The following is a 25,340-nucleotide window of genomic DNA, read 5'->3' as shown; positions in this document are numbered from 1 at the left end:
GGCGCCGGCGATCACGCCCTGCGCGGCGAAGTGCGCCGCCTGCTGGCTCGAGCCGCACTGGCGGTCGACGGTGGTGGCCGGAACCGAATCCGGGAATCCGGCCGACAGCACCGCTGTCCGGGAGATGTTGAGGGCCTGCTCGCCGGCCTGCCCGACGCAGCCGCCGATGACGTCGTCGACCTGTGCGGGGTCGATGCCGTTGCGTTCGACGATGCTGCGGAGCACGTGCGCGAGCAGTTCGACCGGGTGCGTGCCCGACAGCGCACCACCCGGCTTGCCCTTACCGGAGGCGAGGCGGACGACGTCCACGATGACAGCGTTGGTCATGATGTTCCCTTTCGAGGAGGAGGAAGTGGTTGCGGTCAGGTGGCCGGGTCGATCGAACACCGGATCGCAATGGGGTGGTACAGGCCAGTGCCGTCTCGAGATCGGGTCGCTCGCGTCAGCCCTTTGATCAGCGGATGCGGTGGTAATTTCGATGCAGATCATGAGCGTCGATGCCGCTTCAGACGGTCAGAGCGTTGTGGGGCCTCCGCCGACTCCCCCTAGTGCATGCGAACATTCGCGGCACTGCCGTTGTCGAACCGTGTATTCCACATTCGAATTATTGGATTCTTATGCCCGTGGGTTGAACGGGTCGGTGATGGTGTTTCCGGTGTCGATCCACACGGTTTTCAGCTCGGTGTACTCCTCGATGGCGTGGGATCCGTTCTCGCGGCCGAGTCCGCTTTCCTGGAAGCCGCCGAAGGGGGCTACGTAGTTGGTCTTGCGGTAGTTGTTGACCCAGACGGTTCCGGCGCGGAGTCGTTTGACCATGCGGTGTGCGCGTGCGACGTCGCGGGTCCATACGCCTGCGGCGAGTCCGAATTCGGTGTCGTTGGCGATGCGGACGGCGTCGTCTTCGTCGGTGAATTTGATGACGACGGCCACAGGGCCGAAGACTTCTTCGCGGGCAATGCGCATGTCGTTGGTGACGTGGGTGAACACGGTTGGTTGTATGAACAAGCCGCGGCTCAAGGCCGGGTCGGTGGGGCGGGCGCCGCCGGTCGCCAGGTGGGCGCCGTCTTCCTTGGCGACTTCGATGTAGTGCAGCACCTTGTCGAATTGGGTTTTCGATGCGACGGTGCCCATTTCGGTGTCCGGGTCGAGGGGGTTGCCGAGCTTGATCTGCGAGGTGCGCTCGGTGAGGGCTTGGGTGAATTGGTCGTAGATGTCTTCGTGGACGAGGACGCGCGAGCCGGCCATACATGTTTGGCCGGTGGCCGCGAAGATTCCTGAGATCACGCCGTTGACGGCGTTGGGGAGGTCGGCGTCGGGGAAGACGATGTTGGGAGATTTGCCGCCGAGTTCCAGGGAGACGCGGGCGAGGCGTTCGGCGGCGGTGACGGCGATCTTCTTGCCGACTGCGGTGGATCCGGTGAAGGCGATCTTGTCGACGCCGTGGTGCGCTGCCAATGCGGCGCCCGCCGGTCCGGCTCCGGTGACCACGTTGATCACTCCGTCGGGGAAGCCGGCTTCCTGAGCGATGCGGGCGAGAACGAGAGTAGAGACGGGGGTGACTTCGGAGGGCTTGATCACGACGGTGTTGCCGGCGGCCAGTGCTGGGCACAGCTTCCACAGCAGCAGTGCGAGGGGACTGTTCCAGGGGGTGATGGCGGCGATGACGCCGATCGGTTCGCGGACGGTGTAGACCTGCATGTTGGGCACACTGCTGGCGAGGGTTTCCCCCGTGGGGCTTTCGGCGACCCCGGCGAAGAAGTAGCAGTGGTTGGCGAGGGCGAGCGTTTGCCCGGCGACTTCGCGAATCAGCTTGCCGTTCTCGAGGACCTGGATGCGGGCGAGTTCGTCGGCGTTGTCGCGGATCAGGTCGCCGAACTTGCGCAGCAGTGTTGCCCGCTGCAGTGGTGTGGACTGTGACCAGGGGCCGCCGTCGAACGCTCGGCGGGCTGCGGCCACGGCGGCGTCGATATCGGCGGTGGTGGCGGTGGGCACCTGCGCCCACGGCTGGCCGTCAAACGGATTGATCGAGTCGAAGGTGGCGTGGTCGGCGGCGGCCCGCCAGGCCCCGTCGATGAGCATGTCGTATCGCTCGGTCTCACCGCCTGCGGTGGTCACAGCGTTCGCATCGGTGGCAGTCATGTGGGGTCCTTCCGGATGGATCATCGTTGGTCAGGCAGGGGTGGTGGTCCGCGCCGGTACCGGTGTTCCCGGTTCGTCGGTCTCGGCGACCAGGCGGTGTCGGGGGGCCGCTGCGATGGCGACGAGGGAGACGAGGGCGGCGGCGACGGTCATCAGAGCCAGGGGCCACCATCGGCTTCCTCCGTTCCCGACGACGGCTTCGGCGATGAACGGGGTCGGCGCGCTGAAGATCAGTCCGCCGAGCGCGTTGCTCAGGGCCGTGCCGCTGTAGCGGACCTTGGTATCGAACTGGTCCGCGATGAGGCTCGAGACCACCGAGTAGGTGGTGGCGTGCGCGCCGACCATCATGACGATGACGACGACGCTGGTCAGCAGGACCTGTTCTGCGCGCAGGAACCAGAAGAACGGGAAGGCCGCGGCGATCGTGAAGAGAGCACCGGCGAAGAACACGCGATGTGCCCCGATCCTGTCGCTCAGCGATGCCATGAACGGCAGTGCTGCCAGGTCTATCACCGCCGCGGCCATCACCATCAGCAGTGCGGTGTTGCGGTCGAGGTCAAGTGATTTGGTGGCGTAGCTGAGGAAGTACACAGAGATGATGTAGAAGACGACGTTGACCGAGGCCTGCAGTCCGATACCGATCGCCAGGCTCTTCTTGGCGCGAGCGACTATGTCGCCGATCGGCAGCCGGGCGGTCTCGCCTGTTGCCTTGATCTCCCGGAACTGCTCGGACTCTTCTACTCCGAGGCGGATGGCGAGACCGATGAGGACCAGGACGAACCCGGCCAGGAAGGGGATTCGCCAGCCCCAGTCGAGGAGTTGGTCGTCGGGGAGGGTGGAGACGGCCGACATCACCGCGGTGGCGAGGACCAAACCGAGGGGGCTACCCATCTGCGGGGCGCAGCCGTACAGGCGCACCTTCGAGGCCGGTGCGTGCTCGACGGACATCAGGACGGCGCCACCCCATTCCCCACCGACTGCGAGCCCTTGGAACAAACGCAGCACGATGAGCAGGATGGGCGCCCAGATCCCGATCGAGTCGTAGGAGGGGAGCAGACCGATCAGACCGGTGGCGGTACCCATGATTCCGAGGGTGGCGATGAGGGTGGATTTGCGACCGAGGCGATCGCCGAGATGCCCGAAGATGGCGGCGCCGAGGGGTCGGGCGACGAATGCCACACCGAGAGTGGCAAAGGAGGCGAGGCGGCCGCTGTGTTCGTCGACCCCGGGGAAGAACAGGTCGCCGAAGACCAGCGCCGCAGCGAGCCCGTAGATGAAGAACTCGTACCACTCGATCGTGGTGCCGACCAGGCTCGCGATCGCCGCTCGCCTGGGGGTGCTGCTCGAACCGGTCTTAGCTGGTGAGGTTGTGGCCATGATTCCTCTTGCTGGGGTAGGTGCGTTCACTGGTGGGTAGCGGGTGCGGGTGCGGCGATCCGGTGCGCGGCGCTGGTGCCGGCGATCCGGCCGAAGACCAGTGCCCGGAGCACGGAGGTGGCCCCGGGATACTTGTGGTGGTAGATCCCGGCGACCTCGCCGACGGCGAACAATCCGGGGATGGGCTGGCCGGACCGGCCGATCACCCGAGCCTTGTCGTCGGTTTTGAGTCCGCCGAAGGTGAAGGTGATCGCGCAGGTCACCGGCCATGCCGCATACGGGGGTTCGTCGATCGGGCGCGCCCAGTTCGATTTCGGTGGGTCGAGGTCCCGTGTTGCCACCCCGTCGAGGAAGGTCACGTCCAGGGGCCCGGGTGTCGCGGCGGCGTTGTACGTGCTGACGGTGTCGGCGAGGACGTCGGGGTCGAGGTCGAGTCGGCGGGCGAGGGCTTCGAGCGTCGGTGCCGATTCGGGCTCGCGGTCGGTGAGAACGGCCCGGGCGATGTTGTGGCGCATGAGTTTCTGGTCTGCGATGACGTAGGCGAACTGGTCGGCGTCGGCCCAGATGCGGTAGGCGACCGACTCGAAGGTGTTGTCCGGGGTGTCCGAGCCTTCGTCGACGAACCGCCGACCGTGGTGGTCGACCAGAATTCCGTAGGGGTAGACCATGACGAGGGCTTCCGCGGATCGGGTGCGCGCATCGACGGGTTCGCCGTGGAAGCGATCGAACTGCCCGTCCGTTAGTGCACCGGCCCGAATCCCCATCTCCAGGCCTTCGCCCTGGTTGGAGCGGCCGCCCGGTGCGATGGGGGAGAGTTCGTGTCCGCGGTCGCCGAGATACCGGTCGAGCAGGGCCGCGCTTCCCTCGAAACCGCCGGAGGCCAGGACCACGGTGCTCGCCAGCACGCGCCGCAGTTCGCCCGCACCGTCGACCGCCTCGACTCCGATGACCGCGCCGTGCTCGTCCTGGATCAGGCTCTGCGCGGTCGTCTCATAGGCGATCGTGCCTCCGAGTTCTTCCAGCCTTGCCGCGAGGTTTTCGACGATGGCCGCGCCGCCCCCAGCGGGCATCAAGCGGGGACCTTTCGACGTCAGGAAATAGGTGATGTCCGATTTCGTGGGAACACCGTTGTCGTTGAGCCAGTGCATGGTCGGTTGGGCGAGTTCGGCGAGTCGAGCGATGATGGCCTCGTCGGTCTTGCCTTTGCTGAGTTCGAGCATCCGGGAGGTGAAGTCGGCCGCGGGGGCGCCGTCCTCCTCGAGCCGGAAGAAGGAACCGGTCCAGGCGGTGTTTCCGCCTCGCTGGCTCTTCGGGGTGCGTTCGAGAACGAGGACCCGCCCGCTCGGAGCGGACTGCAGGAATTGCAGCGCGGTTGCCAGGCCACCGGCTCCGCAGCCCACCACGACGAGGTCTACCTGTTCTCCACTCACGGACTTTCCTTCTTTCTACGACTGTCGCGATCGACCACTGCGCGGTTCACGAAACCCGCTAGGCAGCGTTTGTGTGCTGTGTCACCGATCGAAGCACGAAGATAAACCGGAGTCAACCCGCTATTCGGTTTACACAAACCATAGAATGGTTTAGCGTGAGTGGCATGGCTGACACTGAGACCGCATCCACACGAGCCGACGGAGGCGTGCGCAGCATCGCCCGCGCCGTCGAGGTGCTGGAACTGTTTGACGTAGAACACCCCACTCGCACCCTGCGCGAGCTCGTGGCCTCCACGGGATTGCCGAAAACCACCGTGGTGCGTCTGCTCTCGACATTGGACTCGTTAGGACTCATCGCGGACCGCGGTGACTCGACCTTCGGCGTGGGGGCCGGGTTCCTGCGCTGGGTGACCCTGGCGCAGTCCATGTGGGAGGTCAGCACGGAAACACGCAAAATCATGACGCGGCTGGTCGATTCCTGCGGCGAAACGGTCAACATCTACATCCGTCAGGATCTGAACCGCGTGTCCATCGCGCAGGTCGAAGGAACGACCACCGTGCGCAGCGTCGTGGAAGTCGGCGTGCCGTACGCGCTCGCCACGGGCGCGGCCGCCAAGATCCTGCTCACCGGCGCCCCCGACCAGGTGGTGCGCAGCCTCGTCGACGCACGGCCGGACCTGCAGCTCGAGCCGCTGCAGCGGGAAATCTCCGGTATCCGGGAGGCGGGGTACTCGGTCACCCACGGCGAACGCGAACTCGGCGCGTCCGCGGTCGCGGCCCCGATCGTCTCCTCGGACGGCCGGGTGATAGCCGCGCTGTCGGCGAGCGGACCCACCTCCCGGTTCACCGCCGACCGGGTGGGCCGGTACGTGGACGCGGTAACCGCCGCGGCCGCCGAAATCAGTGCCGTCGGACTCGGCAGCGTGGAGGTATTCCTGTGACCGCGAACCTGCTCGAAGGCGTCCGTGTCCTCGACCTGACCAATGTGCTCGCGGGACCGTACGCCGGCTACCAGTTGGCCCTGATGGGGGCCGACGTGATCAAGATCGAAACGCCGGGAACCGGTGATCTGGCAAGGCAACTCGGCGCGGACTCTCATCTGAGCGCCGAACACCTCGGCGTCTCGTTCCTCGCCCAGAATTCGGAAAAACGCTCCGTCACGGTCAATCTCAAGACAACTGGGGGAAAGGAAGTCTTCGAGAAGCTGGTCGCCGACGCGGACGTGCTGGTCGAGAACTTCCGGCCAGGGGTGCTCGAACGGCTCGGGTTCGGGTGGCAGCGGCTACGCCAGCTCAACCCCAAACTCGTCTACTGTGCAGTGTCCGGATTCGGATCGACCGGCCCGATGCGCGGACGACCCGCCTACGACCAGGTCGTCCAGGGCCTGTCCGGCATCATGAGCGTGACCGGCACGGCGGAGGTCGCGCCCCTGCGTGTCGGATTCCCGGTGTGCGACAGCTTCGGTGGCCTGGCAGCGGCGTTCGCGATCACCGCTGCGCTGCTGCGGCAACGCCGGACCGGCGAAGGTGCCTTCCTCGACACCTCCATGCTCGACGCCGCACTCACCTCGATGGGATGGGTGGTCTCCGACCATCTCATCGCCGGCCGCGAGCCCGCCCCGATGGCCAACGAGAACATCACCTCGGCCCCGTCGGGCACCTTCCGCACCGCCGACGGGGCGCTCAACATCGCCGCGAACAAGCAGGAACAGTACGAGACGTTGTGCAAGGTTCTCGACCGTGAAGAGCTCATCGACGATCCGCGGTTCCGCACCCGTGAGGACCGCAAACGCCACCGCGACGTGCTGCGGGAAGAACTGGAAACCTCGCTGAAAGCGAAAACGGCAGCCGAGTGGGACGCGATCCTGCTCGACACGGGAGTCCCCGCCGCCCCGGTCGTCTCGGTGCCGACGGCACTGCAATCCGATCAGGTCGCACACCGCGAGCTGGTCACCACGATCGACTCACCCGCAGCCTCCGGCGGTGCGGTGCGGGTACTGGGTCTGCCGACGCATGTCGACGGCCGCCGCGTCTCACCCGAGTCTCCGCCCCCCACCCTCGGGCAGCACACCGACGAGATTCTCACCGAGCTGGGCTACAGGCCGGCGGACATCACCCGCCTGCGGGAAGAGAACGCGATATGAGCACCGCCCGACAAAGCGCCCTCGAGCGGACGTCGAGCCGGGAGGTCACCGACTGGTGGTCGACCGCCGTCTCCGACATCGAGCCCGGGATCATCCGGCTGCGGGGATACCCCATCGAGCAGATGATCGGCCAGGTGAGTTTCCCCGAGATGATCTGGCTGATGGTCCGCGGTGACCTCCCCAGTGCCGGCCAAGCCGAACTGCTCGAGCACGCCCTCGTCGCCGCCGTGGACCACGGTCCACAAGCACCGTCGATCGCCGCGGCCCGAATGGCCGCCACCTGCGGTGTCGGGTTACACGGGGCCATCTCCACCGGTGTCGGTCTCCTCGGCGACATCCACGGCGGCGCCGGCCAACAATGCATGCAACTACTCGAACAGATCCGGACTCGGTCCACCGATGGCGACCTCGAAGAAGTGGCCGCGCAGACGATCGCCGACCACCGCGCAACAGGCCGATACATCCCGGGATTCGGCCACCGCTTCCATCCGCGCGACCCACGCCGGGACCCGCTGTTGTCTGCAGTCCACACCCAGGTCGAGGCCGGCGTGATCGACGGCCACTACCTCCAGATCGCCGAAGAACTGGAGCGACAACTGGCAGCAGGGCGAGCTCGGCCCGTCCCGATGAACATCGACGGGGCGACCGCCGTGATCTACGCCGAACTCGGCTTCGCCCCCGAACTCGGCAGAGGCCTGTTCATCCTGTCCCGCTCCGTCGGGATCCTCTCGCACTCATGGGAAGAACGCGAAGGTGGGCGCCGGATCAAAGGGCCGATCCCCCCACCTTTGCTGCCGACCTACACCGGTGCACCGCCGAGGAGCGTTCCCGAGCGGGCACCGGTGGCACACGGATGACCCTCGACTCCTTCGACGCACTCCGCGACCTACCCGGCGCCCCCGCCACACAGTTCATCGATCTCACCGCCGCAGAACGAGGCGGTGCGGGTGCCCTGCACCGCCTTCCCTACGCCACCAGGGTGCTCGTCGAAAACGTGCTGCGGCATGAGGACGGCCGCACCGTCATCGCCGATCATGTCCGAGCGCTCGTGGCCGGCGATCACTCCACGTCGATTCCGTTCACCCCCGAACGCGTTCTGCTTCAAGACGCCTCGGGAATTCCGGTACTCGCCGACATGATCACCCTGCACGAGCGTGCAACGGCACTCGGCCTCGACCCCGCCACCGTCTCGCCTCGGCGGCGCATGGATCTCGTAGTCGACCACGCCCTCGAACTCGACGCCGCCGGAACCGCCGACGCCGGTGCCACCAACCTCGCACTCGAATACCACCGTCACGGTGACCGATACCGGTTCCTGCGGTGGGCACAGACCCGCTTTCCCACGCTGAGGGTGGTGCCCCCGGGTATCGGAATCTGCCACCAACTCAACCTGGAAGTCCTCGCCGACGTCATCTCGGTCGGCACCCACGACGGCATCGCGCTCGCACGGTTCGACTCCGTCGTCGGTACCGACAGCCACACCACCATGATCAACGCGCTGTCCGTCACCGGTTGGGGAGTCGGCGGCATCGAAGCAATCGCCGCCGCACTGGGCCAGCCAATCCTGATACCGGTCCCCGCCGTCGTGGGTGTTCGCCTCAGCGGTGCACTGAAGCCCGGCGTCCTCGCCACCGACGTCGCGCTCACCCTCGCTTCCATGCTCAGAGCCCACGGTGTGGTGCAACGAGTCGTCGAATTCCACGGTCCCGGGCTCACTCGCCTGTCGGTGCCCGACCGGGCCACCATCGCGAACATGGCACCGGAATATGGGGCCACGATGGCGTACTTCCCCGCCGACGACCGCACCCTCACCTACCTCGCCACCACAGGGCGACCCGAGGCAACCGTGTCCTTGGCCCGGACCTACCTGACCGCCCAGAACATGCTCTACACACCAGATCTGCCAACGCCCGACTACCATGAGGTACTCGAGCTGGACCTGGCACAGGTGGACCGCACCATGGCCGGCCCCTCCCGCCCGCATCAGACATTCACTGCAAGCGAACTGGCGCACACAGTGCCCCCCGAGGGCTCGACGGGCGCGAACGGCACCGGCACGCTGCACCACGGGGACATCGTCATCGCCGCCATCACCAGCTGCACCAACACCTCCAACCCGAAGGCCATGGTCGCGGCGGGGCTACTGGCCCGAAACGCGGTCGAGCGCGGCCTCACACGAGCACCCTGGACCAAGACTTCGCTGACCCCGGGATCGCGCGCGACCGCAGAACTGCTCCAGTCCGCGGGACTGCAGACAGCGCTCGACGAACTCGGCTTCCACATAGCCGGTTTCGGTTGTGGAACCTGCATGGGCAACTCCGGACCCCTCGCCCCGGCGATCACCGAGCAGATACGTCAGCAGTCCCTGTCGGTCGCCGCCGTGCTCTCGGGCAATCGAAACTTTCCGGGCCGCATTCACCCCGACGTCGCGCATTCGTACCTCGCCTCGCCGCCGATGGTCGTGGCGATGGCGATCGCCGGACGAACAACGATCAACCCCACTGACGAACCACTGGCCACCGACCGCGCCGGGCGCCCCGTTTTCCTGGACGAGATCTGGCCATCGGACGAGGACATCGACCTACTTGTCAATGCCAACGACAGCAGGTCGCTCTCGCTCGGCCCCGCCCGACCCGTGCCGCTCACCACCACCGAATGGGAGTCCCTGCCACCCGCGGGCGGAGACGACTACGAGTGGGACGGCGATGCCGGTTCGATCCGACGCCCACCGTTCGCTGACGCCGCACTAACCCGACCCGTCAGAACCGGGGACGTCGTGGCTGCTCGCCCGCTGCTGTTGCTCGGCGACGGCATCACCACCGATCACATTTCACCGGTCGCCCGCATCACTTCGGATTCGCCGGCTGGTCGATGGCTCGCCCGCCATGGTGTTCCGCCCGAGAAATTTGGCAGCTACAGCGCCCGCCGACTCAACCACGACGTAATGCTGCGAGGGGGCTTCGCGAACCCGAGGCTCGAGAACAAACTCGTCCCCGACAGGCAAGGCGCGTGGACCCGCGTGCTTCCTGATGGTGACATCGTTCCGGTCCATCAGGCAGCGGCGATCTACGCTGATCGCGGCGTTTCTACAATCGTGGTCGCTGGGCACTCCTACGGGGCCGGGTCCGCCCGTGACTGGGCGGCGAAAGCGACCAGACTCCTGGGAATCCAGGCGGTGATCGCGCAGAGCTTCGAACGAATCCACCGTACCAATCTGGTCGCCATGGGCGTTCTGCCCATCGAATGTCCGGATTTGTCTCCAGACGAGCTCGACGGCACCGCGGAATTCGACATCACCGGCCTCGCGGGCTGCACGCATACTCAGCCCGCGGTGCGCGTGATCGCCCGTGCCACGACTGGCGTGCAGCAGTTTTCGGGCCGAGCACGAATCGACACGGCAGTCGAGGCCGACTGGATCCGTGCAKGCGGATTGATCGCGCATTTACTCACGCCCGCGATCCATTCTCTCGACACGGTCGCAGCCAACACTCCCTGGACCGGTTTGTCTGAGAGCTAAGGTGGCACGGTCATGGTGGAGCTACCTGGTCGATGAGACAAGTTCCAATCATGAATCGCCGGGAACCTGCACGTTGTGTCGTTTGTCGTAGATTTGTGCAGGTAAGAAGCCCTCAATCAAACAGTTCCCGCAGGTCATTCTGGGCGAGTGGACGGGTGAGGGAGTCGCAGGGCAGATCAGTCGTCGCCGGAATCGGACACGACATCGCACTCCAGGGTTAAGGTTGCTCATCGATCTTCCTCTCGATTTGATCAACAATTTCGCAGAGTTCTTCCTTGAACCCGTGACGGTGACATCCCAAACCGTACGAAGATTTTCTCTTCGGGCGCGCCGCCATGGGGCCCACGTCCGGACAAACCGTCAACCAGATCTGCCGCCAGATCTGCTGCTCGAGGATGTCCTCGACCTCTGTCCACTCGGGGTCTCCGGCCCGGGTCTGATTCGCCTCTCGGCGCCGACGGAGCTCCCGGGCGGATGGGATCGGTGACACCCATCCCGTTTCTTGCGGCCGGCCTGACCTCAGTGCGGTCCTCGGCGCGATCTCCAGCTTCGTCGCCGCGCACCGCGATTGGCTACTGATGCAATCCGCCGAATGATCAACGGCGCATCGGTGGCATGGGCGTGAGCTGCGCCGGCCTGTCCCGTGCGGGCTGCGGATCTGCGCTATACAGAGAATCGCGACCCGTCAACCAGAACAGGGTGACGACGGAGCATGTCGCTCCGTTCGGGTTGTTGTCATCAAAGTCCTCTGTCCGCGGATGCTCAGTGCATCGATCAATGCGCTTCAGTTCTGGTCAATCCAGCACGGCAAGAGATGAGGTATTCACGAAGCGTTCCACGCTGACGGGGGGTGAGCTGACTGACCATCTGTTCCTCGAGTGCCGAGACTTCCCCGTGATAGCAATCGAGCAGCCCCACTCCGGTCGCCGTGACACTCGTCAGCATTTGCCGGCGGTTGCTGGGGTCGACCCGCCGACTGACCAGACCTCGACTCTCGAGCGCGATGATCATCTCGCCCATAGTTTGCGCTGTGACAAAGGAATTGCGGGCCAGCTCGGCGGAAGAGAGTCCATCGCAGCGACGTAAGACCGTCAGGGCGGTGTATTGGAGCGCCGTGATGCCGGCCGGGCGCAGGATCGTGTCCATCCGTGACCGTATGGCCAACTCCAACTGTTTGATCGCGTAAAGGAGACTCGGACCGAGGTCCTGTCCGTCACCGCTGCCGCGTTCCGAATTTGACTGGTGCTTCACCGGTGGTGCCTCTTCCGCGTCCGCTGAACGCCCTTCGCGCGCGCCGCGTGCGAACCCGGGATTGTTGCGGCGGTCCAACCGCGACGGGTGGTGACGTGTCTCCATCTTCCCGCTCCTACACGGAGACAGGACTAACGGAGTAGCGTGCCGCGTTCTCCTGGATCAGATGTCGCTCGGCGAGCGGCATGTTCCGTAGCGCGATGGTGCGCAGGATTCGGGTGATCCTCGCGTAGAATGTTGCTGGGCTGATGCCGAACTCGACGAGGATGTCGCCCGGTTGAGCACCCCCGTAGGGTGCCCAAATTCGGGCCAGTTCGAGCATGGCTGCCTCTTCCGAATTCATAACGTCTCCTGCTTGAGAGGTGGATGACAGAGTGCGTCGTGATGCGGCACACCATGGGAACTCCGGTTTGCTTACTGTCCTCGCGCGATCCATTCGGCGAGGTGTGGGGCCTCGGTGCCGATCGTGGTTCCGTCACCGTGACCGGTATGGACGAGTGTTTCTTCGGGAAGAGTGAACAGCCGGTCGCGGATCGACCCGATGATGGTCGGGAAATCCGAGTACGACCGGCCCGTGGCGCCGGGGCCACCCGAGAACAGGGTGTCGCCGGAGAACAGTGCCCCGGCCTCGGGCAGGTACAGGCACACCGACCCGGGCGAGTGACCGGGCGAGTGGATCACCTGGATCTCGGTGCCCGCGATGGCGATCGCTGTTCGTCCTCGAGATGCCAGTAATTGGCGTCGGGGTGGCTCATCTTCCACAGCACGTCGTCGCCGGGGTGCAGCAGCACCGGGGCGTGCACGCGCTCGGCCAGTTCGGGGGCGACGGTGACGTGGTCGTTGTGACCGTGCGTGCAGATCACGGCGTTCACGTGCCGGTCCCCGACCGCATCGATGATCGGCTGTGCGGCGTGGGCGGCGTCGACGATCACGACGTCGGGGTCGTCACCGATCAGCCAGATGTTGTTGTCGACGTTCCACTCTCCGCCGTCGAGGGCGAATGTTCCCTCGGTGACGACCCGCTGTATCCGAAACCTTCCGCTCATGAGGCCACCACCTGACGCTCGCCGACTTCGGCCGAAGCAACCTCGTCCTTGTGTCGGGCGATCGCCAGTTTGAGATCGAAGTCCGTGTCGGCTGCCTGTTCCAGGGTGAGCGGCATACCGCTGGAAAGGATCTTTCGTGCCGTCATGTGGTCGCGGGGCTTGTTGACCGACTCGACTCCGAGCAACCGGGTGCCGAGGAAGCAGAAGATGGAAAACGCCCCGCTGTCGACGGAACCGCGAACCACGTGGGTGTCCGCGCCCGCGGTCAGCCCAGCCATCTGCAGTTTCGATTCGTACTGCTCGGACCAGAACCACGGCACACTCCGGTAGTTGATGCTGGTTCCGGTGAGCTGAGCGGCGAGGCAGCGGGCCTGATCGACCGCATTCTGTACGGATTCGAGTCGCACCAAACGGGCTGTTCCCGGAATCGGGTAGGCGGCGCAGTCACCGATCGCAGAGATGTTCTCGTCGGGTGTGCGAAGGTACTCGTCGACGACGATGCCGTTGTTGACGGGCAGGCCCGCCAGGACGGCGAGCTCGATGTTGGGTACGACACCGATACCCACGACGACTGCGTCGGCGGGTATGACGTCGCCGGACGTAGTGGTGACCCCCGCTGCTCGGGCGTCGGCTTCGACGACCGTCTTCGCGCCTGTCGACAGCCGCATGTGCACACCGTGTTCGGTGTGCGCCGCGGAGAAGTAGTCCGACATCACCGGCGACAGTGCGCGGGCCATCGGCCGATCCATCGCCTCGACGACGGTCACGTCGAGGCCCTTCTTACGGGCCGCTGCGGCAACCTCGAGACCGATGAAGCCGGCCCCGATCACGACCAGCGACGAGCACGAGGCCATGCTCGAGGTGAGGGACTCTGCTTCGCCGGCGGTACGCAGGTAGTGCACACCGGGAAGGTCGGCACCGGGGACCGGCAGGAGCCGGTTGCGGGCACCGGTCGCCAGGATCAGATGGTCGTACTCGATGACGGTGGCATCGATCAGCTCCACCAGTTGCGCATCCCGATCGACGCGGACGACGGGCTTACCGCACGCGAGCGTGATCCGGTGGTCCTCGAAGTACTGGGCCGGACGCAGCGCAAGGGAATCCCGATCAGGGTCACAGTGCAGGTACGCCTTCGACAACGGTGGCCTCTGATAGGGCACACCCGGCTCGTCACCGACCAGGGTGATCGATCCGGCAAATCCGTGACTGCGCAGACTGACGGCTGCCTCGAATCCGGCCTGCCCGGAACCGATGATGACGATGCGGTCGACACTCATACCTGCTCCTCCGGAAGCCGGACGATCAGGCCGTCGACGTCGTCGCCGACCACGAGCTGGCAGGACAGGCGACTGGCATCGGTGCGGGGGCTGACGGTGTCGTCGAGCATCTCGTCTTCTTCCTCGGAGATCGAGGGAAACTTGTCCGCCCAGGGGCTCTCCACGTAGACGTGACACGTCGCGCACATGGCCTGGCCGCCGCATTCGGCGACGATGCCGTCGATTCCGGCGCCGATGGCGCCGTGCATGACCCTTTTGCCGGTAGCAACCTCGACCTCATGCTTGGTTCCATCAGGGTGAACGTAGGTGACGGTAGGCACGTCTATCTCTCTTTCACGGATAGTGCAGTAATGACGAACTCAGGTGGGGTGCCGGCAGTCGAGCCGGCACCCCACCGCCGACTCACGGCAGAACAGTCTCTTCGTCGCTGAACAGCATCGTCACTCCGCCGGAGGCGAAGTTCGCGACGTCGGCGGCGGCATTCTGTCCCTCAGGGGAGGCGAATGCCTGCCCGGCCTCTTCTTTGCTCTCGAAGTACAGCTGCGCGAGCGCATACGCCGAGGGGGGATTGCCGTCGAGAGATTCACACTTGCCTGCGGCGAACCGCTTGACGCTCGGGATCTGCTGCACCAGAGGCAAATGCTTGGAGCTGTAGTGCTCGTCGAAGGCGGCCGGGTCGGCGGGCTGGTTGTAGACGATGGTGACGCGGTACATGGAGTCTCGTTTCGTTGGGGTCGGTCAGGGCCGGTCGACGGGCACAGGATTCTGCTGGGGATCCCACTCGACCAACACGTGCTCGGGCCCCCGGAACGAGGTGTTGGGAAGATAGGAGAACTCCTGTCCAGCAACGAGTGWCATGTGCGGCAGGCGTCGCGAGACCTCTTCGAGGAAGACCTTCATCTCCAACCGAGCCAGCGTCGCGCCCAGGCAGGTGTGGCTGCCGATGCCGAACGTCAAGTGGCGCCGTGCGTTTCCTCGATGGATGTCGAAGTCGTCGGGCTCGGGGAACATCGAGTCGTCGCGGTTCGCCGACGCCATGACGATCAGCAGTCGACCGCCGGCCGGGATATCGACTCCGCCGACAGTGGTGTCCACCACGGCCTTGCGGCGCCAGGCAACGACGGATCCGCTGTAGCGGAGGCATTCCTCGATAGCCTTGGGGATCAGCGTGGGGTCGGCGCAGATTTCTTCCCAGGAGCTGCGGTTCTCGAGCAGGGTGCGGAACGCGTTACCGGTGGCGTTGGTGGTGGTTTCGTGCGCGGCCACCACACCACTCATCATGATGTTCTGCAGGTAGTTGTCGTCGAAGAGGTCGGGGTGCTGCCGCTGCATCTCGATCGCATGGGGGATCCACCCCTTCGCATTCGGGTCGGCCTTGAGTTTGTCGACCAGGCCGCCGGCGAATTCCCAGAACTTCCCCATCCCGGTAGCGACTCGAGTTTGTTCGTCTCCGGTGGGGTGTCCCCAGGTGAACAGGGTCTGCTGCATCCCGAAGTGGCGGCAGGTCTCGATGTCCTCGTCGGGCACGCCGAGGAAGATGAGCGCGACGATGCAGGGAACTTCGTAGAGCAGATCGCCGATCAGGTCGGCCCGGCCATCCTTGATGACCCGGTCCAGGTAGGTGTTGACGACCTCGCGGATCTTCGGTTCGAGGGTGGCGACGTTTTCGGCTTCGAACGGCTGCAGCAGCAGTCGGCGACGTTCGGTGTGGATCGGCTCGTCCTCGTTCACGATGGTCGGGCCGGGAGCGAACTGATAGCTGCCGAGGATCTGCAGCGCCTCGTCACTGATCGGGGTGATCTGGTCGAGAGTGATCGACGGGGAGAACACCGACGGTGTCTTGAAGATCTGCTTGATGTCCTCATAGCGCGTGACCACCCAGTAGTCGAGCAGTGGACTGTAGAACACCGGCTCTTCTTTGCGGGCGTCCCGCAGCGACGAGGATGGATCGACCTGGTAGGCGCCCTGGAACGGATCGAAGCCTGCCGCCATACCTGAAACGGGGCATCCGGTCGGGCTTTTCACGCCTTCCGGCGCGTGATCGACGGTCATTCGTCTCCTCCAAATTTGGATATAGGAGCTGTTGAGTGATTCCTCATGAGCGTATGATTCAGGTCACATGACGCGCTATCCTGTGAGCGCAACAATATAGCCAATTGGCGCAATAACTGAATCGTTCTCGATTTAGTCAGACCAGAGAGACCGACAAAGTAGATGAGCGAAGACCCGGATCGCGGAAACGGCACAAAGACGTTTCTTTCCGACGATATCGACGAGGCGCGGGCCATCGGCAGCGATCTCTACTATCCCCATGAGGTTCGCGTCCTCGGGGACGAGCATATTTTTCAGATGCGAATGACTGCAGCCTCGTTCGGTCCCGTCACGCTCGGCCGGCTGGATTATTCGACCGAGGTGGAAATCTTCACCAACGAGTTGCGCGACTCCTATCAGGTGAACATCCCGATGCGGGGGGAGTTGGTCACCGGGTCGGGTCGTGCCCGGACCGTGGCGACCCCCCACCGCGCCGCGGTCTACCGGTGCGACCAACGGACCCTGCTGCGTGGGTGGGCCTCGCCCTATCCGACCCCGGTGCTGGCCCTGAAGATCGATCGCCGGGCACTCGAGGATCAACTCGCGGCACGGTTGGGGACGGAGATCGTCGACCCGATCGTCTTCGGCATGGACCTCGATCTGGACACCGTCGTCGGCCGTCAATGGCTCTCACTGGTCGAAGGTCTGTCTCATCAACTCGACAGTCCCGAGGCGTTGGCGCTGCATCCCATCGTCTCGACGCCGATGGCCGAGTGCTTGATGAGCGGGCTTCTCGTCGCGGCCGAACACGACTACAGGGCAAGGCTGTACGAACCCAAGCCCGCCCTGCCAGGAATTGTCCGGCTCGCCGTCGACTACCTCGAGGCGCACGCGCAGCAGCCCCTAACGGTGGCGCAGGTCGCCAAGAACGTCGGGGTGAGTGTGCGGTCCCTGCAGGTCGGGTTCCAGAACTCGTTGGGTACGACGCCGATGCGGCAGCTGAAGATCATCCGCATGCAGAAGGCGCGCAAAGACCTGCTCAAGGCGGACCCGGCGAACGAAGGTGTCACCGAGATCGCACAGCGGTGGGGGTTCCTGCACGTCGGCCGATTCGCCGGAGAGTATAAGGAGACCTTCGGAGTGAGTCCGTCGGAGGACCTGCGCACGGTGCCGTTCCGGTAGCAGAGACGACGATCCCGCGGAAGTGATCGTGTCCATTCACTTCCGCGGGATCGGTGCCGTCCGGATCCGTCAGCGCCAACGTCTTGATCCGGAGGGGTAGGGCGCGTCGTGGCTACTGCCCCACGGCGGCCAGGTTCGGTGCGGCGATCGTGAACTCTTCACGGAAGATCAGCCGGGGCGCCATCCGACGTCGCTTGAGGGCCTTGACCGCAGCCTCGACCATTGCCGGCGGTCCGCACAGGTAGGCGCTCATGCCCTTGCACGACGAGAAGTCGTCAAGCACCACATCGGTCACCATGCCCATGGCCCCGTCCCACTGTTCCTCGCTCAGCGCGGGGCGGTAGTGAAAGTGCTCATGCTCCTGTGCGAGGCCACGGAAGAAGTCGACGTCGTACAGATCCTCCTGGCGGCGTCCGCCGTGGTAGAGATACAACTCCGGAACCAGGCGCTCGGCCAGCGCATGCTGGACGATCGACTTCAACGGCGCCAATCCGGTCCCACCGCCGATCAAGATCGCGGCCTCGTCCTGCTGTTTGACCAGGTTGAACTGGCCCAACGGCCCACGCAGAGAGATGCGGTCACCGACCTGCATCGGCCCGAAAATCCACCCATCCGTGGCCAGACCCCCGGTCGTGAGTTTGACGTGGAATTCCAGGTTCCGCGTCTCCGTCGGCGGATTGGCCAGCGAGTACTGCCGGCCGACGTTGTGCCCGGGGACGATCAACTCGACGTACTGACCGGCATTGAACAGCATCGGCGTATCCACCTCGACCACCAGCCGCCGGGTATTCGCAGCGATGTCCTCGAGTACCGACACCGTCCCCTCGTAATCACGCAGTGGGAAGTGCGGGATTCCGTCGTCCCCGGCTCCGCCGATCGGTTCGACCGTCAGATCGGAGCAGGGGGTCGCCATACAGCCGAGAGCCAAACCTTCGGCGCGCTCGTCCTTGGTCAGGGTGTACTCGGGGGATTCGTTGTGGCGTACCTCCCCGCACAGCACCTTGAGCTTGCAGGTGCCGCAGGTGCCCTGGGTGCACGAGTGCGGAAGCCATTCGTTCGCCCGCAGCGCCGCATCGAGGATGGATTGGTCTTCGGCAACGGTGATGTCCGAATTCTTACCCTGGATACGGACCGTGTAGTTATTAGCCATTTCCGACAGTGCTCCAATCCAATAAAAATGCTCCCGAAGTGCCCGATCCATTAATCTCCGGACCGGACACTTCGGACCTCGGGAAATATGATTCCGTTACACTTCCCATTTAACGAACAACTGCTTCGGTCCACGGAAACCCCAACCCCAGAAATCGACCTCGTGAGCCTCGTCGCGTTCCAGGTTCGGAATGGACTCGAGCAGTTCCTCCAGGCCGATCCGGATAACCGAGTTAGCGAAATAGGTACCCGCGCAGGCGTGCTTTCCGCCACCGAATGTCATGTTCGGAAGCAGGGCCCGATCGATATCGAATTCAGTCGGGGCGTTGTAGGCGTTCTCGTCCTGGTTGGCCGAGCCATAGGAGAGCATCACGATCGACCCCTCCGGCAGTGTCACGCCACCGACCTCGACCTCGTGCGCGGCGCGCTTGACCACGGCAGACCAGATCGGCGCCACCCAGCGCATGCCTTCCGAGACCGCCCGGGGGATCAACGCCGGGTCGTCGACGACACGTTCGAGCTGTTCGGGCTTGGTGAACAGTCCTGCCAGCGTGGTCGCCATCGCGTGCCCCGGCTCCTGCATCGCTCCGAGGAGGAAGACGTACAGGTTGGGGTAGATGACATCGCGGCTGCGGGTCTGCCCTTCGGGCATACCGTCGTGCAGCCAGTGGGAGATCGCGGTGTGATCGGGTTCCTTGATCCACTTGTCGATCTTCGGATCGACGTGGGCGATGATCTCGGCCTTGGCCTCGTCGCCGGGGATGAACCCGTCCGGGTTGGCGAATTCGCCGTTCTCGTCGACCGCGGCGTTGGTGAAGGACACGCTCAGCTTGTGGAACCATTCGCGAAGCTTGTCGGTGCTGACGTCATCGAGTCCGAGGAGATCGCCGAGAGCACGAACACTGACCGGCTCACAGTACGCAGCCACGATGTCGGCGCTTCCGTCGTTCTCGATCTCGGCGAGTCGCTGACGTGCGAAGGGGCGCACCAGATTATCGATGTACTTGTCGACCGCTGAGGGCTGCAGGTGCGGTTCGACCATGTCCCGCAGCTTGCGGTGTTCGTCGCCGTTCGTGTTGAGCAGTGCGCCGGGTCCGAAGGTGCGGCCTCCGGCCGCAGAGATGACGGCCGGCCAGTTCTCGGCGTCCTTGGCGATGTCGGCGCACAGTTCCTTCGTCGACACGATGTACATGCCCAGCGCCGGGACGAAGGCTACAGGGGCCTCTTTCCTCAGACGCTCGTAGAACGGATAGGGGTCGGTCTCGAGCTCTTCGATCGTGATCTCGTCGATAAAACTCTGGGTGGAAGTCATGGTGCTCCTTCTGCTTCGGGCCCGCGTGCAGTGGGGACTCGCGCTGATTCACTCGTGTGAACCGACGACCGAGCGAAAGTGGATGGGTTCAGGTGTGAGGTGCGGTGGCGTCGATCGACGATCCCGACCTGCACAGCCCCGCCGAACAGTGTGTGATCCAGCCCTCGCGAGTCCAAAGAAGTTGTGCCGCTTATCGGCACACCGAGGTGGATCACGTGGGTGTGACCAGAACTCCGGTCACACCCACGTGCGTATCAGGACGCCGGAGCGCCGGCGACGGCGCGGGACTGGTCGATCTCGTCCGGGACCGCCTGCTCAGCTGCCGCCGCGTCGGGGCCGGGGCCGCCGGGGCCGAAGTGCGCATACTTCTCGATGTGCTGATCGAGCGAGAGCGGGCTCGGGGTGCCGTAGGTGAAGTAGGTCTCCCACGGAAGCTTCGTCCCGCCGATCGCCAGCCCGGTGCCGATGTCGGACATCTGCCAGGTCTTGGTCTCACCGTCGGGATCGAGATGCAGGTACCCGACCTCACCGAACAGCTCGATGCGGTTGCCGCCGGGTTCGAAGACGTAGAGGAACTGCGCCTGGGTGATGCCATGCTTGTCGGGGCCGGCTTCGATCCGAATGTCGTAGTCGCGGAACATCTCCACCGCATCGATGTTGTGCTGGCCGGTGCCGTAATAGAACGCGAGGTGGTGCATCTTGCCCCGTTCACCCTGCGCGTCCCGCAAACATGCCACCTCATGGCCGAGGATGTTCGAACTCATCCACGCACCGATTTCGGTGTCACCGTCGACGACGCGTTCGGTGGTCCGGAACCCGAGGTGGCGCTCGAAGGAGTTCTTCACCGCGCTGACGTCGCTGGCGAGCAAGTTCAGGTGGTCGATGCGCTTGACGGGGATGCCCTGCAGCGGTCTCTTCGACGGGCGGGTAAGGATCTTGGACTGCAGCTCCGGCGGGGCCTGGTACTTCTCGACCTCCCACAGCAATTCCAGGTTGTGCCCGTCCGGGGACTGGTAGGTGAAGGTCTTGCCGTACCCGAAGTCGCTCTCGCGCCACGCTCCGTCGACGTTGGCGTCCTTGAGCGAGGCTGCCCGGCGTTCGAGCGCTTCCGGGGAGCTGGTGCGCAGCGCGGCGTGGCCGAGTCCGGCCTGGGTGGATTCGGTGACCTTCAGGCTCCACTGATAGGGGTCTTCATAGGCGCGCAGGTAGACCGACTGCCCCTCGGTGTGGGTGATGTACATCCCGAGGAACTTGGTGAAGAAGTCCACCGTCTCCTGCGGCTTGGGGCTCAGCAGTTCGGCACGGGCGAGATGGGAAATCTCGAACCGAGGGTCACTCATAGGTCGTCTCCTTTGTTGCCTGCCTGAGATCGGCAGTGTCCGCTGACCGCCCGCGCCGTGAGGTGGGGTGCCCCACCGGCGACCGGGACCAGTGCGGAGTGGCGTTGTCTGGCGCTTCGGGTGCTTGCCGATTAGGTATCAGCTTGTGTCCGATGTCACGAGCATGATCCGAATCACCCGCTGTCCGCTACACAATCCAGAATTGCCGAACAAGCGACGAAAATCACCCCGTCATAGTTCGGAGATTGGGCAACTCTGCGTAGCGCGGATGTCCGCGGCGCTAGATTGCGTTTTCTGGCCTCCCGGGCCCGGTAGCACAGATGACCCCACTCGCAACAGCAGTCCGCGCGTACAGCCGAGCCTGGTTCCGGTTGTCCACCGAGTTCGCTACGCGGGCGAGGAAGGGCTGAGGCGCTCGCGCGCCTCGCCGAGGTTTCTCCGCCCATCGCCCATCGCGGATTGAAGTCCGTGGCCCGTATCCTCGCGCTCAGGAGTTCGGGGGCGTATGCCCTCCCGCACTGGTTCTAGATGCGCCGGAAGAGTGCGGCGAGGGCCTGGCCGCCGCCGATGCACATGGTGACGATGCCGAGTTCGAGGTCGCGGCGCACGAGGTCCTTCGCGAGGCGCAGGCTCAGGATGGCTCCGGTCGCGCCGACCGGGTGACCCAGCGCGATCGCGCCGCCGTACGGGTTGGTCTTCTCCGGGTTCAGCTTCGCGTCCCGGATCACCGCGACCGCCTGCGACGCGAACGCCTCGTTCAGCTCGATCACGTCGATGTCGCCGGGGGTGGTGCCGGTCTGCTCGAACAGGTTCGCCAGCGCCAAAACGGGGGCGTACCCCATCAGGCTCGGGTCCATCGCCGCGGTCGCGACGGCCTCCAGCGTGACCAGCCCGGTCAGACCCTTCTCCTGCGCGGCGGACTGCGTCGCCAGAACCAGGGCCGCGGCGCCGTCGTTGATCCCGGACGCGTTGCCCGCGGTCACCGAGCCGCCCTCCTCGAACGCCGGCCGCAGCTTCGCCAGGGTCTCGAGGGTGGTGTCGGGCTTGGGGTGCTCGTCGACGTCGATCGTCTTCGGGCGGCGGCCCCCGATCTCGACCGGGGTGATTTCCTCGGCGAACGCGGCCTTCGCGGCCTCGGAGGCGGCGCGGCGCTGGGATTCGACGGCGAACTCGTCCTGCTGCCGGCGGCTCACGTCGTACTTGCGGGCGACGGCCTCCGCGGTGCGGCCCATGTGCACCCCACCGAACGGGTCGGTCAGAATCGCGACCGTGCCGTCGACGAGCGTGCGGTCGCCGAGCTTGTAGCCGGAGCGGGCGGAGAAGTCGTAGAACGGCATCCGCGACATGCTCTCGTCGCCGCCGGCGAGGGCGAAGTCCACCCCACCCCAGCGCATCTGCTGCGCCGCCGACCACACGGCCTGCAGACCGGACCCGCACAGCCGGTTGACGGTATATGCGGGGGTCTTCTCGGGAAGTCCGGCGGCGAGGGCGACGCGGCGGGCGTTGTAGGCGTCCGGTCCGACCTGACCGATGCAGCCCATCACCACCTCGTCGATATCGCCGCCCGGCACGCCGGCACGCTCCAGCGCGGCCTTGACGGCGGTGGCACCGAGTTCGTGGGCGGGCACGTCCTTGAACGCGCCACCGAAGCTGCCGATCGGGGTCCTCGCGCCGTCGACAACGACGATCGGTTCAACAGAATTCATGGAAAACCTGTTCTTTCAAATGGATTGGATGAGGGATTCGTCGGGGGATCGGGGCCCCTGCCGCTATGGGTATTGTCGGGTTTCGGCCAACTGCAGCCAGAGTCGTCGTCTGTCTTCGACAGGCAACTGGAATGGATAGTCGTCGAGGATCCGCGCGAGCTGTTGTTCGTACCTCCCAGTCGTCATTCCGAACCGGGTGATGAGCTCGTCGGATGGTGGGGTGCCATACGGCAACCACTGGCACGCGAACTCGATGATCGCTGTATCGAACCTGTCCACGAACGGCCTCCCCTCACTGGCGAACTCAGGATTACCTAGCTACCGGTCGCTCAGTGTGCGGCGCGAACCGGGCGGGAAGTGCCTGAGTCGGGATATCGGAACAACAGCATCGGTAAGGGCCCCGGTTGTTCGCACCGTGGAAACGATCGGGCATGTACGCCTGACCGCTGTTCGCTCGATCACAAACATCGAGTTGTTGTGTCCGGCATCACAGCAATGGCTGTCGCGCTGTGCCGATTTGATCGGAATATGCGAACGACCCTGGACGACATCGGCCGATCCTCGGCAGTGTTCCGCGGTGACCATCACGGGTGAGGTATCCCGGCGTACCGACAGAACGCGGTCCGCAGCTGCAACACGATCGAATGGGGTCGCACGTGTTTGCCGCGTCCGTCCAACGCCTTCTTGAATACGCCCCTCATCTACCGAACGAGTACACGAAGGAACGGTCGATGCTTGTCAGACGATCTTCGAAAATTCTTGTGGCACTAGGAGTAGCGTTCATCGCCCTAGCAGCCCTTCTACGGTTCGTGCTGGTGCCCTCACTCTCGAAGCTGCCCGGTGACCTCGACGTCAACCCGGTGTACGAAGGCACCGGCACATTGCTCAATGCTCAAGCGCTACAAGCCGGGGACATCCCCAACGTCATTGCCTCGGGTGTTCCCGTGACCATCAACCGTCACATCTACGTATCCAGCACCGATGGTGACACCGCAGTGGCACACGACGACGTCACCCTCGAGGTGGCCGGCCAGGCGGTCCCGTCCAACCACACCTACGCCGTCGATCGAAAGACGATGGACGCGGCGACCGGGCAACCGCAAGACGGTGTGGAACCACACAGCGGAATGACCATCGCCCTGCCACTGCACCCCGACCCGTCGGCGAGTTACCGCTACTACGATTCAGCCACGAAGACGACAGTCCCCATGACGTACGTCGACTCGGGCACAGTGTCCGGGCGTGACGTTCTCAACTACACGGTCGAGGTAAAGGGGGCGCTGAGCGATCCCGCCATAGCGGGCACGCTACCGCCAGCACTGCCCAAGGCGCTGGTCAGCTCTCTTACGCCACTGCTGCCGCCGGACGTGCAGCAAAGCCTCGGTGGCGCACTCGAGCAGCTTCCCGATCCCGTCCCGTTCAGCTACACCGCGGTCAACCGGATCAACCTCGCCGCGGACCAAACCCTGGGCACGCCGATCGACGCGAACCTCAGCCAGCAGATCATCGCCAACATCGACGTCAACGGCCGGTTGCTTCCCCTCACGCCGGTCATGTCGATCGACACCGCGCTCACCGACCAGTCGATCGCGGATGCCGCGGCGGCAGCGGAGAAAACAAGTACTCAGCTCAATCTGATCAGCGTGATCGCACCCCTCGTCCTGCTGGTGCTGGGAGTGCTGGCGCTCGCAGCCGGCTTCCTCCGCCGCGGTCCACGTCCGGCCGCCCTGGCGCCCGTCTCACACGAGGAGACGCCAGTCCGCTAGCCACCCGAGATGGGGCCATGCAGAGGGCCGGAAGATCCGACCGACCTGGTAATTCGGCCCGCAACGGTCAGTCTCCTGAGCCATGCGGAGCGCCTGGGTACAGCACTGCCGTACCCAGGCGCTCCATTCGCAGGCGGTGCAGGCGGTGGAGGCGACCCGCGAAATCGATCACCTCGTGTTCGGCGCCGATGACCGTCTCGCCGCTCGGGCAGGGTGGGAGATCGGCTAGTTCGGAGTCTGCGCCCCGCCGGCGCGCCTAGCGATCTCCCCGGCGCGGATCGTAGCGGCAGGGTTACCCGCGATCGTCCAGTTCGCCGGGTCCACCTCGATGACCTGCCCCCGCACGAGCGAGCGCTGGGCGCCGAGAACATCGACGATCAGATCGGTGAACCGCACGGCAAGTTCCTGTCGCTGACGGGCGGGGCGGCCGGCGAGCACGATCGCCGTGAAGTACGGCGCTGCAGGGGCACCCTCTGCAACGGTGGTCCCCGCGACCGCGACATCGTCGGGACGGTAGCGGACGATGAAGACGCGGACCCGTTCAATCGGGGAGTCGAGGGCCTCGGAATAGCACCGACTCGCCGCGGTGAGCAGTTCTCGGTGCTGCTCGGCGGGGTAGGCGCCGTCGGCGAGATGAAAGTGTGCGACAGGCATGGGTTGCGGGTCCTTTCAGT

22 protein-coding genes and 1 pseudogene are annotated in these 25,340 nt (G+C 64.9%); 7 read left to right on the top strand and 16 right to left on the bottom strand.

Annotation, left to right across the window (positions count from 1 at the left end; all coding sequences use genetic code 11):
* The 4 genes from AC1DWT_RS30140 to AC1DWT_RS30125 form a co-directional block, all read right to left on the bottom strand.
* A partial coding sequence (locus AC1DWT_RS30140) for a thiolase family protein (protein WP_477923428.1) occupies positions 1 to 327 on the bottom strand: 327 nt, incomplete at its 3' end.
* A gap of 288 nt (positions 328 to 615) precedes the next feature.
* Positions 616 to 2,139 (bottom strand): aldehyde dehydrogenase, encoded by a 1,524-nt coding sequence (locus AC1DWT_RS30135; protein WP_095869859.1) that lies wholly within the window; start codon positions 2,137 to 2,139, stop codon positions 616 to 618.
* A 30-nt stretch (positions 2,140 to 2,169) separates the two neighbouring features.
* Positions 2,170 to 3,516, bottom strand: a complete 1,347-nt coding sequence (locus AC1DWT_RS30130) for an MFS transporter (protein WP_095869860.1) — start codon at positions 3,514 to 3,516, stop codon at positions 2,170 to 2,172.
* A gap of 26 nt (positions 3,517 to 3,542) precedes the next feature.
* A complete protein-coding gene (locus AC1DWT_RS30125; RefSeq protein WP_095869861.1) occupies positions 3,543 to 4,946 on the bottom strand; it encodes an FAD-binding protein in 1,404 nt (467 codons plus the stop codon).
* Between the two features lie 164 nt (positions 4,947 to 5,110).
* On the opposite strand from AC1DWT_RS30125, the gene AC1DWT_RS30120 reads away from it, so the two are divergent.
* From AC1DWT_RS30120 to acnA, 4 genes are read left to right on the top strand one after another with little or no spacing between them, the layout of a single operon-like run.
* A complete protein-coding gene (locus tag AC1DWT_RS30120; RefSeq protein WP_095869862.1) occupies positions 5,111 to 5,887 on the top strand; it encodes an IclR family transcriptional regulator in 777 nt (258 codons plus the stop codon).
* Positions 5,884 to 7,089 carry a CaiB/BaiF CoA transferase family protein gene (locus tag AC1DWT_RS30115; RefSeq protein ID WP_095869863.1) on the top strand — a complete coding sequence of 402 codons (1,206 nt, stop codon included), beginning with the start codon at positions 5,884 to 5,886 and terminating at the stop codon, positions 7,087 to 7,089. Before AC1DWT_RS30120 ends, AC1DWT_RS30115 begins: the two co-directional genes overlap by 4 nt.
* Complete coding sequence (locus AC1DWT_RS30110; RefSeq protein WP_095869864.1) at positions 7,086 to 7,946, top strand: citryl-CoA lyase; 861 nt, start codon at positions 7,086 to 7,088, stop codon at positions 7,944 to 7,946. Before AC1DWT_RS30115 ends, AC1DWT_RS30110 begins: the two co-directional genes overlap by 4 nt.
* On the top strand, positions 7,943 to 10,606 hold the full coding sequence (gene acnA, locus AC1DWT_RS30105) for an aconitate hydratase AcnA (protein ID WP_477923423.1): 2,664 nt from the start codon (positions 7,943 to 7,945) through the stop codon (positions 10,604 to 10,606). The genes AC1DWT_RS30110 and acnA overlap by 4 nt, the downstream gene beginning before the upstream one ends.
* Before the next feature lie 774 nt (positions 10,607 to 11,380).
* Here the strand turns inward: acnA and AC1DWT_RS30100 are convergent.
* The 7 genes and pseudogenes from AC1DWT_RS30100 to AC1DWT_RS30070 all read right to left on the bottom strand — a co-directional run bounded on the left by AC1DWT_RS30100 (position 11,381) and on the right by AC1DWT_RS30070 (position 16,232).
* Entirely contained in the window at positions 11,381 to 11,962 is a 582-nt protein-coding gene (locus AC1DWT_RS30100) for a MarR family winged helix-turn-helix transcriptional regulator (protein ID WP_257014830.1), read from the bottom strand.
* Positions 11,963 to 11,972: 10 nt separating this feature from the next.
* Positions 11,973 to 12,200: a DUF3263 domain-containing protein gene (locus AC1DWT_RS30095; protein ID WP_095869868.1), complete on the bottom strand. Its 228-nt coding sequence runs from the start codon at positions 12,198 to 12,200 to the stop codon at positions 11,973 to 11,975.
* 71 nt (positions 12,201 to 12,271) lie between these two features.
* A pseudogene (locus tag AC1DWT_RS30090) lies at positions 12,272 to 12,903 on the bottom strand (MBL fold metallo-hydrolase).
* Entirely contained in the window at positions 12,900 to 14,180 is a 1,281-nt protein-coding gene (locus AC1DWT_RS30085; RefSeq protein WP_095869869.1) for an NAD(P)/FAD-dependent oxidoreductase, read from the bottom strand. Before AC1DWT_RS30085 ends, AC1DWT_RS30090 begins: the two are co-directional and overlap by 4 nt.
* Complete coding sequence (locus tag AC1DWT_RS30080; protein WP_095869870.1) at positions 14,177 to 14,500, bottom strand: 2Fe-2S iron-sulfur cluster-binding protein; 324 nt, start codon at positions 14,498 to 14,500, stop codon at positions 14,177 to 14,179. Before AC1DWT_RS30080 ends, AC1DWT_RS30085 begins: the two co-directional genes overlap by 4 nt.
* A gap of 82 nt (positions 14,501 to 14,582) precedes the next feature.
* Positions 14,583 to 14,894 (bottom strand): EthD family reductase, encoded by a 312-nt coding sequence (locus AC1DWT_RS30075; protein WP_095869871.1) that lies wholly within the window; start codon positions 14,892 to 14,894, stop codon positions 14,583 to 14,585.
* 24 nt (positions 14,895 to 14,918) lie between these two features.
* Positions 14,919 to 16,232, bottom strand: a complete 1,314-nt coding sequence (locus tag AC1DWT_RS30070) for a cytochrome P450 (protein WP_477923419.1) — start codon at positions 16,230 to 16,232, stop codon at positions 14,919 to 14,921.
* Positions 16,233 to 16,394: 162 nt separating this feature from the next.
* On the opposite strand from AC1DWT_RS30070, the gene AC1DWT_RS30065 reads away from it, so the two are divergent.
* Complete coding sequence (locus tag AC1DWT_RS30065) at positions 16,395 to 17,393, top strand: AraC family transcriptional regulator (RefSeq protein WP_206016346.1); 999 nt, start codon at positions 16,395 to 16,397, stop codon at positions 17,391 to 17,393.
* A gap of 112 nt (positions 17,394 to 17,505) precedes the next feature.
* On the opposite strand, the gene AC1DWT_RS30060 is transcribed toward AC1DWT_RS30065, so the two are convergent.
* From AC1DWT_RS30060 to AC1DWT_RS30045, 4 genes are all read right to left on the bottom strand, one after another.
* A complete protein-coding gene (locus tag AC1DWT_RS30060) occupies positions 17,506 to 18,543 on the bottom strand; it encodes an NADH:ubiquinone reductase (Na(+)-transporting) subunit F (RefSeq protein ID WP_095869873.1) in 1,038 nt (345 codons plus the stop codon).
* Positions 18,544 to 18,639: 96 nt separating this feature from the next.
* The gene (locus tag AC1DWT_RS30055) at positions 18,640 to 19,854 is read right to left on the bottom strand and encodes a cytochrome P450 (RefSeq protein ID WP_095869874.1); all 1,215 of its coding nucleotides are present in this window, start codon (positions 19,852 to 19,854) and stop codon (positions 18,640 to 18,642) included.
* A gap of 254 nt (positions 19,855 to 20,108) precedes the next feature.
* On the bottom strand, positions 20,109 to 21,194 hold the full coding sequence (locus tag AC1DWT_RS30050; RefSeq protein ID WP_095869875.1) for a VOC family protein: 1,086 nt from the start codon (positions 21,192 to 21,194) through the stop codon (positions 20,109 to 20,111).
* Between the two features lie 524 nt (positions 21,195 to 21,718).
* Positions 21,719 to 22,900, bottom strand: coding sequence for a thiolase family protein (locus tag AC1DWT_RS30045; protein ID WP_095869876.1), 1,182 nt, complete (start codon positions 22,898 to 22,900; stop codon positions 21,719 to 21,721).
* 731 nt (positions 22,901 to 23,631) lie between these two features.
* On the opposite strand from AC1DWT_RS30045, the gene AC1DWT_RS30040 reads away from it, so the two are divergent.
* Positions 23,632 to 24,666 (top strand): porin PorA family protein, encoded by a 1,035-nt coding sequence (locus tag AC1DWT_RS30040; protein ID WP_241031734.1) that lies wholly within the window; start codon positions 23,632 to 23,634, stop codon positions 24,664 to 24,666.
* 82 nt (positions 24,667 to 24,748) lie between these two features.
* A complete protein-coding gene (locus tag AC1DWT_RS30035) occupies positions 24,749 to 24,895 on the top strand; it encodes a hypothetical protein (protein WP_179443365.1) in 147 nt (48 codons plus the stop codon).
* Here the strand turns inward: AC1DWT_RS30035 and AC1DWT_RS30030 are convergent.
* Positions 24,892 to 25,320 carry a tautomerase family protein gene (locus AC1DWT_RS30030; RefSeq protein ID WP_095869879.1) on the bottom strand — a complete coding sequence of 143 codons (429 nt, stop codon included), beginning with the start codon at positions 25,318 to 25,320 and terminating at the stop codon, positions 24,892 to 24,894. The two genes, AC1DWT_RS30035 and AC1DWT_RS30030, sit on opposite strands and share 4 nt — an antisense overlap.
* Positions 25,321 to 25,340: the final 20 nt, after the last annotated feature.

This window comes from Rhodococcus sp. P4_B6 (assembly GCF_056402215.1).
The sequence above is the reverse complement of the archived record's forward strand: the minus strand, read 5'-3'. Positions and strand labels throughout refer to the sequence as shown.

Bases quoted from the DNA above. Each gene is read 5' to 3' on its own strand.
- AC1DWT_RS30135 (WP_095869859.1), bottom strand. From the start codon at position 2,139: ATGACTGCCACCGATGCGAACGCTGTGACCACCGCAGGCGGTGAGACC.
- AC1DWT_RS30130 (WP_095869860.1), bottom strand. From the start codon at position 3,516: ATGGCCACAACCTCACCAGCTAAGACCGGTTCGAGCAGCACCCCCAGG.
- AC1DWT_RS30120 (WP_095869862.1), top strand. From the start codon at position 5,111: ATGGCTGACACTGAGACCGCATCCACACGAGCCGACGGAGGCGTGCGC.
- AC1DWT_RS30110 (WP_095869864.1), top strand. From the start codon at position 7,086: ATGAGCACCGCCCGACAAAGCGCCCTCGAGCGGACGTCGAGCCGGGAG.
- AC1DWT_RS30100 (WP_257014830.1), bottom strand. From the start codon at position 11,962: ATGGAGACACGTCACCACCCGTCGCGGTTGGACCGCCGCAACAATCCC.
- AC1DWT_RS30095 (WP_095869868.1), bottom strand. From the start codon at position 12,200: ATGAATTCGGAAGAGGCAGCCATGCTCGAACTGGCCCGAATTTGGGCA.
- AC1DWT_RS30085 (WP_095869869.1), bottom strand. From the start codon at position 14,180: ATGAGTGTCGACCGCATCGTCATCATCGGTTCCGGGCAGGCCGGATTC.
- AC1DWT_RS30075 (WP_095869871.1), bottom strand. From the start codon at position 14,894: ATGTACCGCGTCACCATCGTCTACAACCAGCCCGCCGACCCGGCCGCC.
- AC1DWT_RS30065 (WP_206016346.1), top strand. From the start codon at position 16,395: ATGAGCGAAGACCCGGATCGCGGAAACGGCACAAAGACGTTTCTTTCC.
- AC1DWT_RS30060 (WP_095869873.1), bottom strand. From the start codon at position 18,543: ATGGCTAATAACTACACGGTCCGTATCCAGGGTAAGAATTCGGACATC.
- AC1DWT_RS30055 (WP_095869874.1), bottom strand. From the start codon at position 19,854: ATGACTTCCACCCAGAGTTTTATCGACGAGATCACGATCGAAGAGCTC.
- AC1DWT_RS30050 (WP_095869875.1), bottom strand. From the start codon at position 21,194: ATGAGTGACCCTCGGTTCGAGATTTCCCATCTCGCCCGTGCCGAACTG.
- AC1DWT_RS30045 (WP_095869876.1), bottom strand. From the start codon at position 22,900: ATGAATTCTGTTGAACCGATCGTCGTTGTCGACGGCGCGAGGACCCCG.
- AC1DWT_RS30040 (WP_241031734.1), top strand. From the start codon at position 23,632: ATGCTTGTCAGACGATCTTCGAAAATTCTTGTGGCACTAGGAGTAGCG.
- AC1DWT_RS30035 (WP_179443365.1), top strand. From the start codon at position 24,749: ATGCGGAGCGCCTGGGTACAGCACTGCCGTACCCAGGCGCTCCATTCG.
- AC1DWT_RS30030 (WP_095869879.1), bottom strand. From the start codon at position 25,320: ATGCCTGTCGCACACTTTCATCTCGCCGACGGCGCCTACCCCGCCGAG.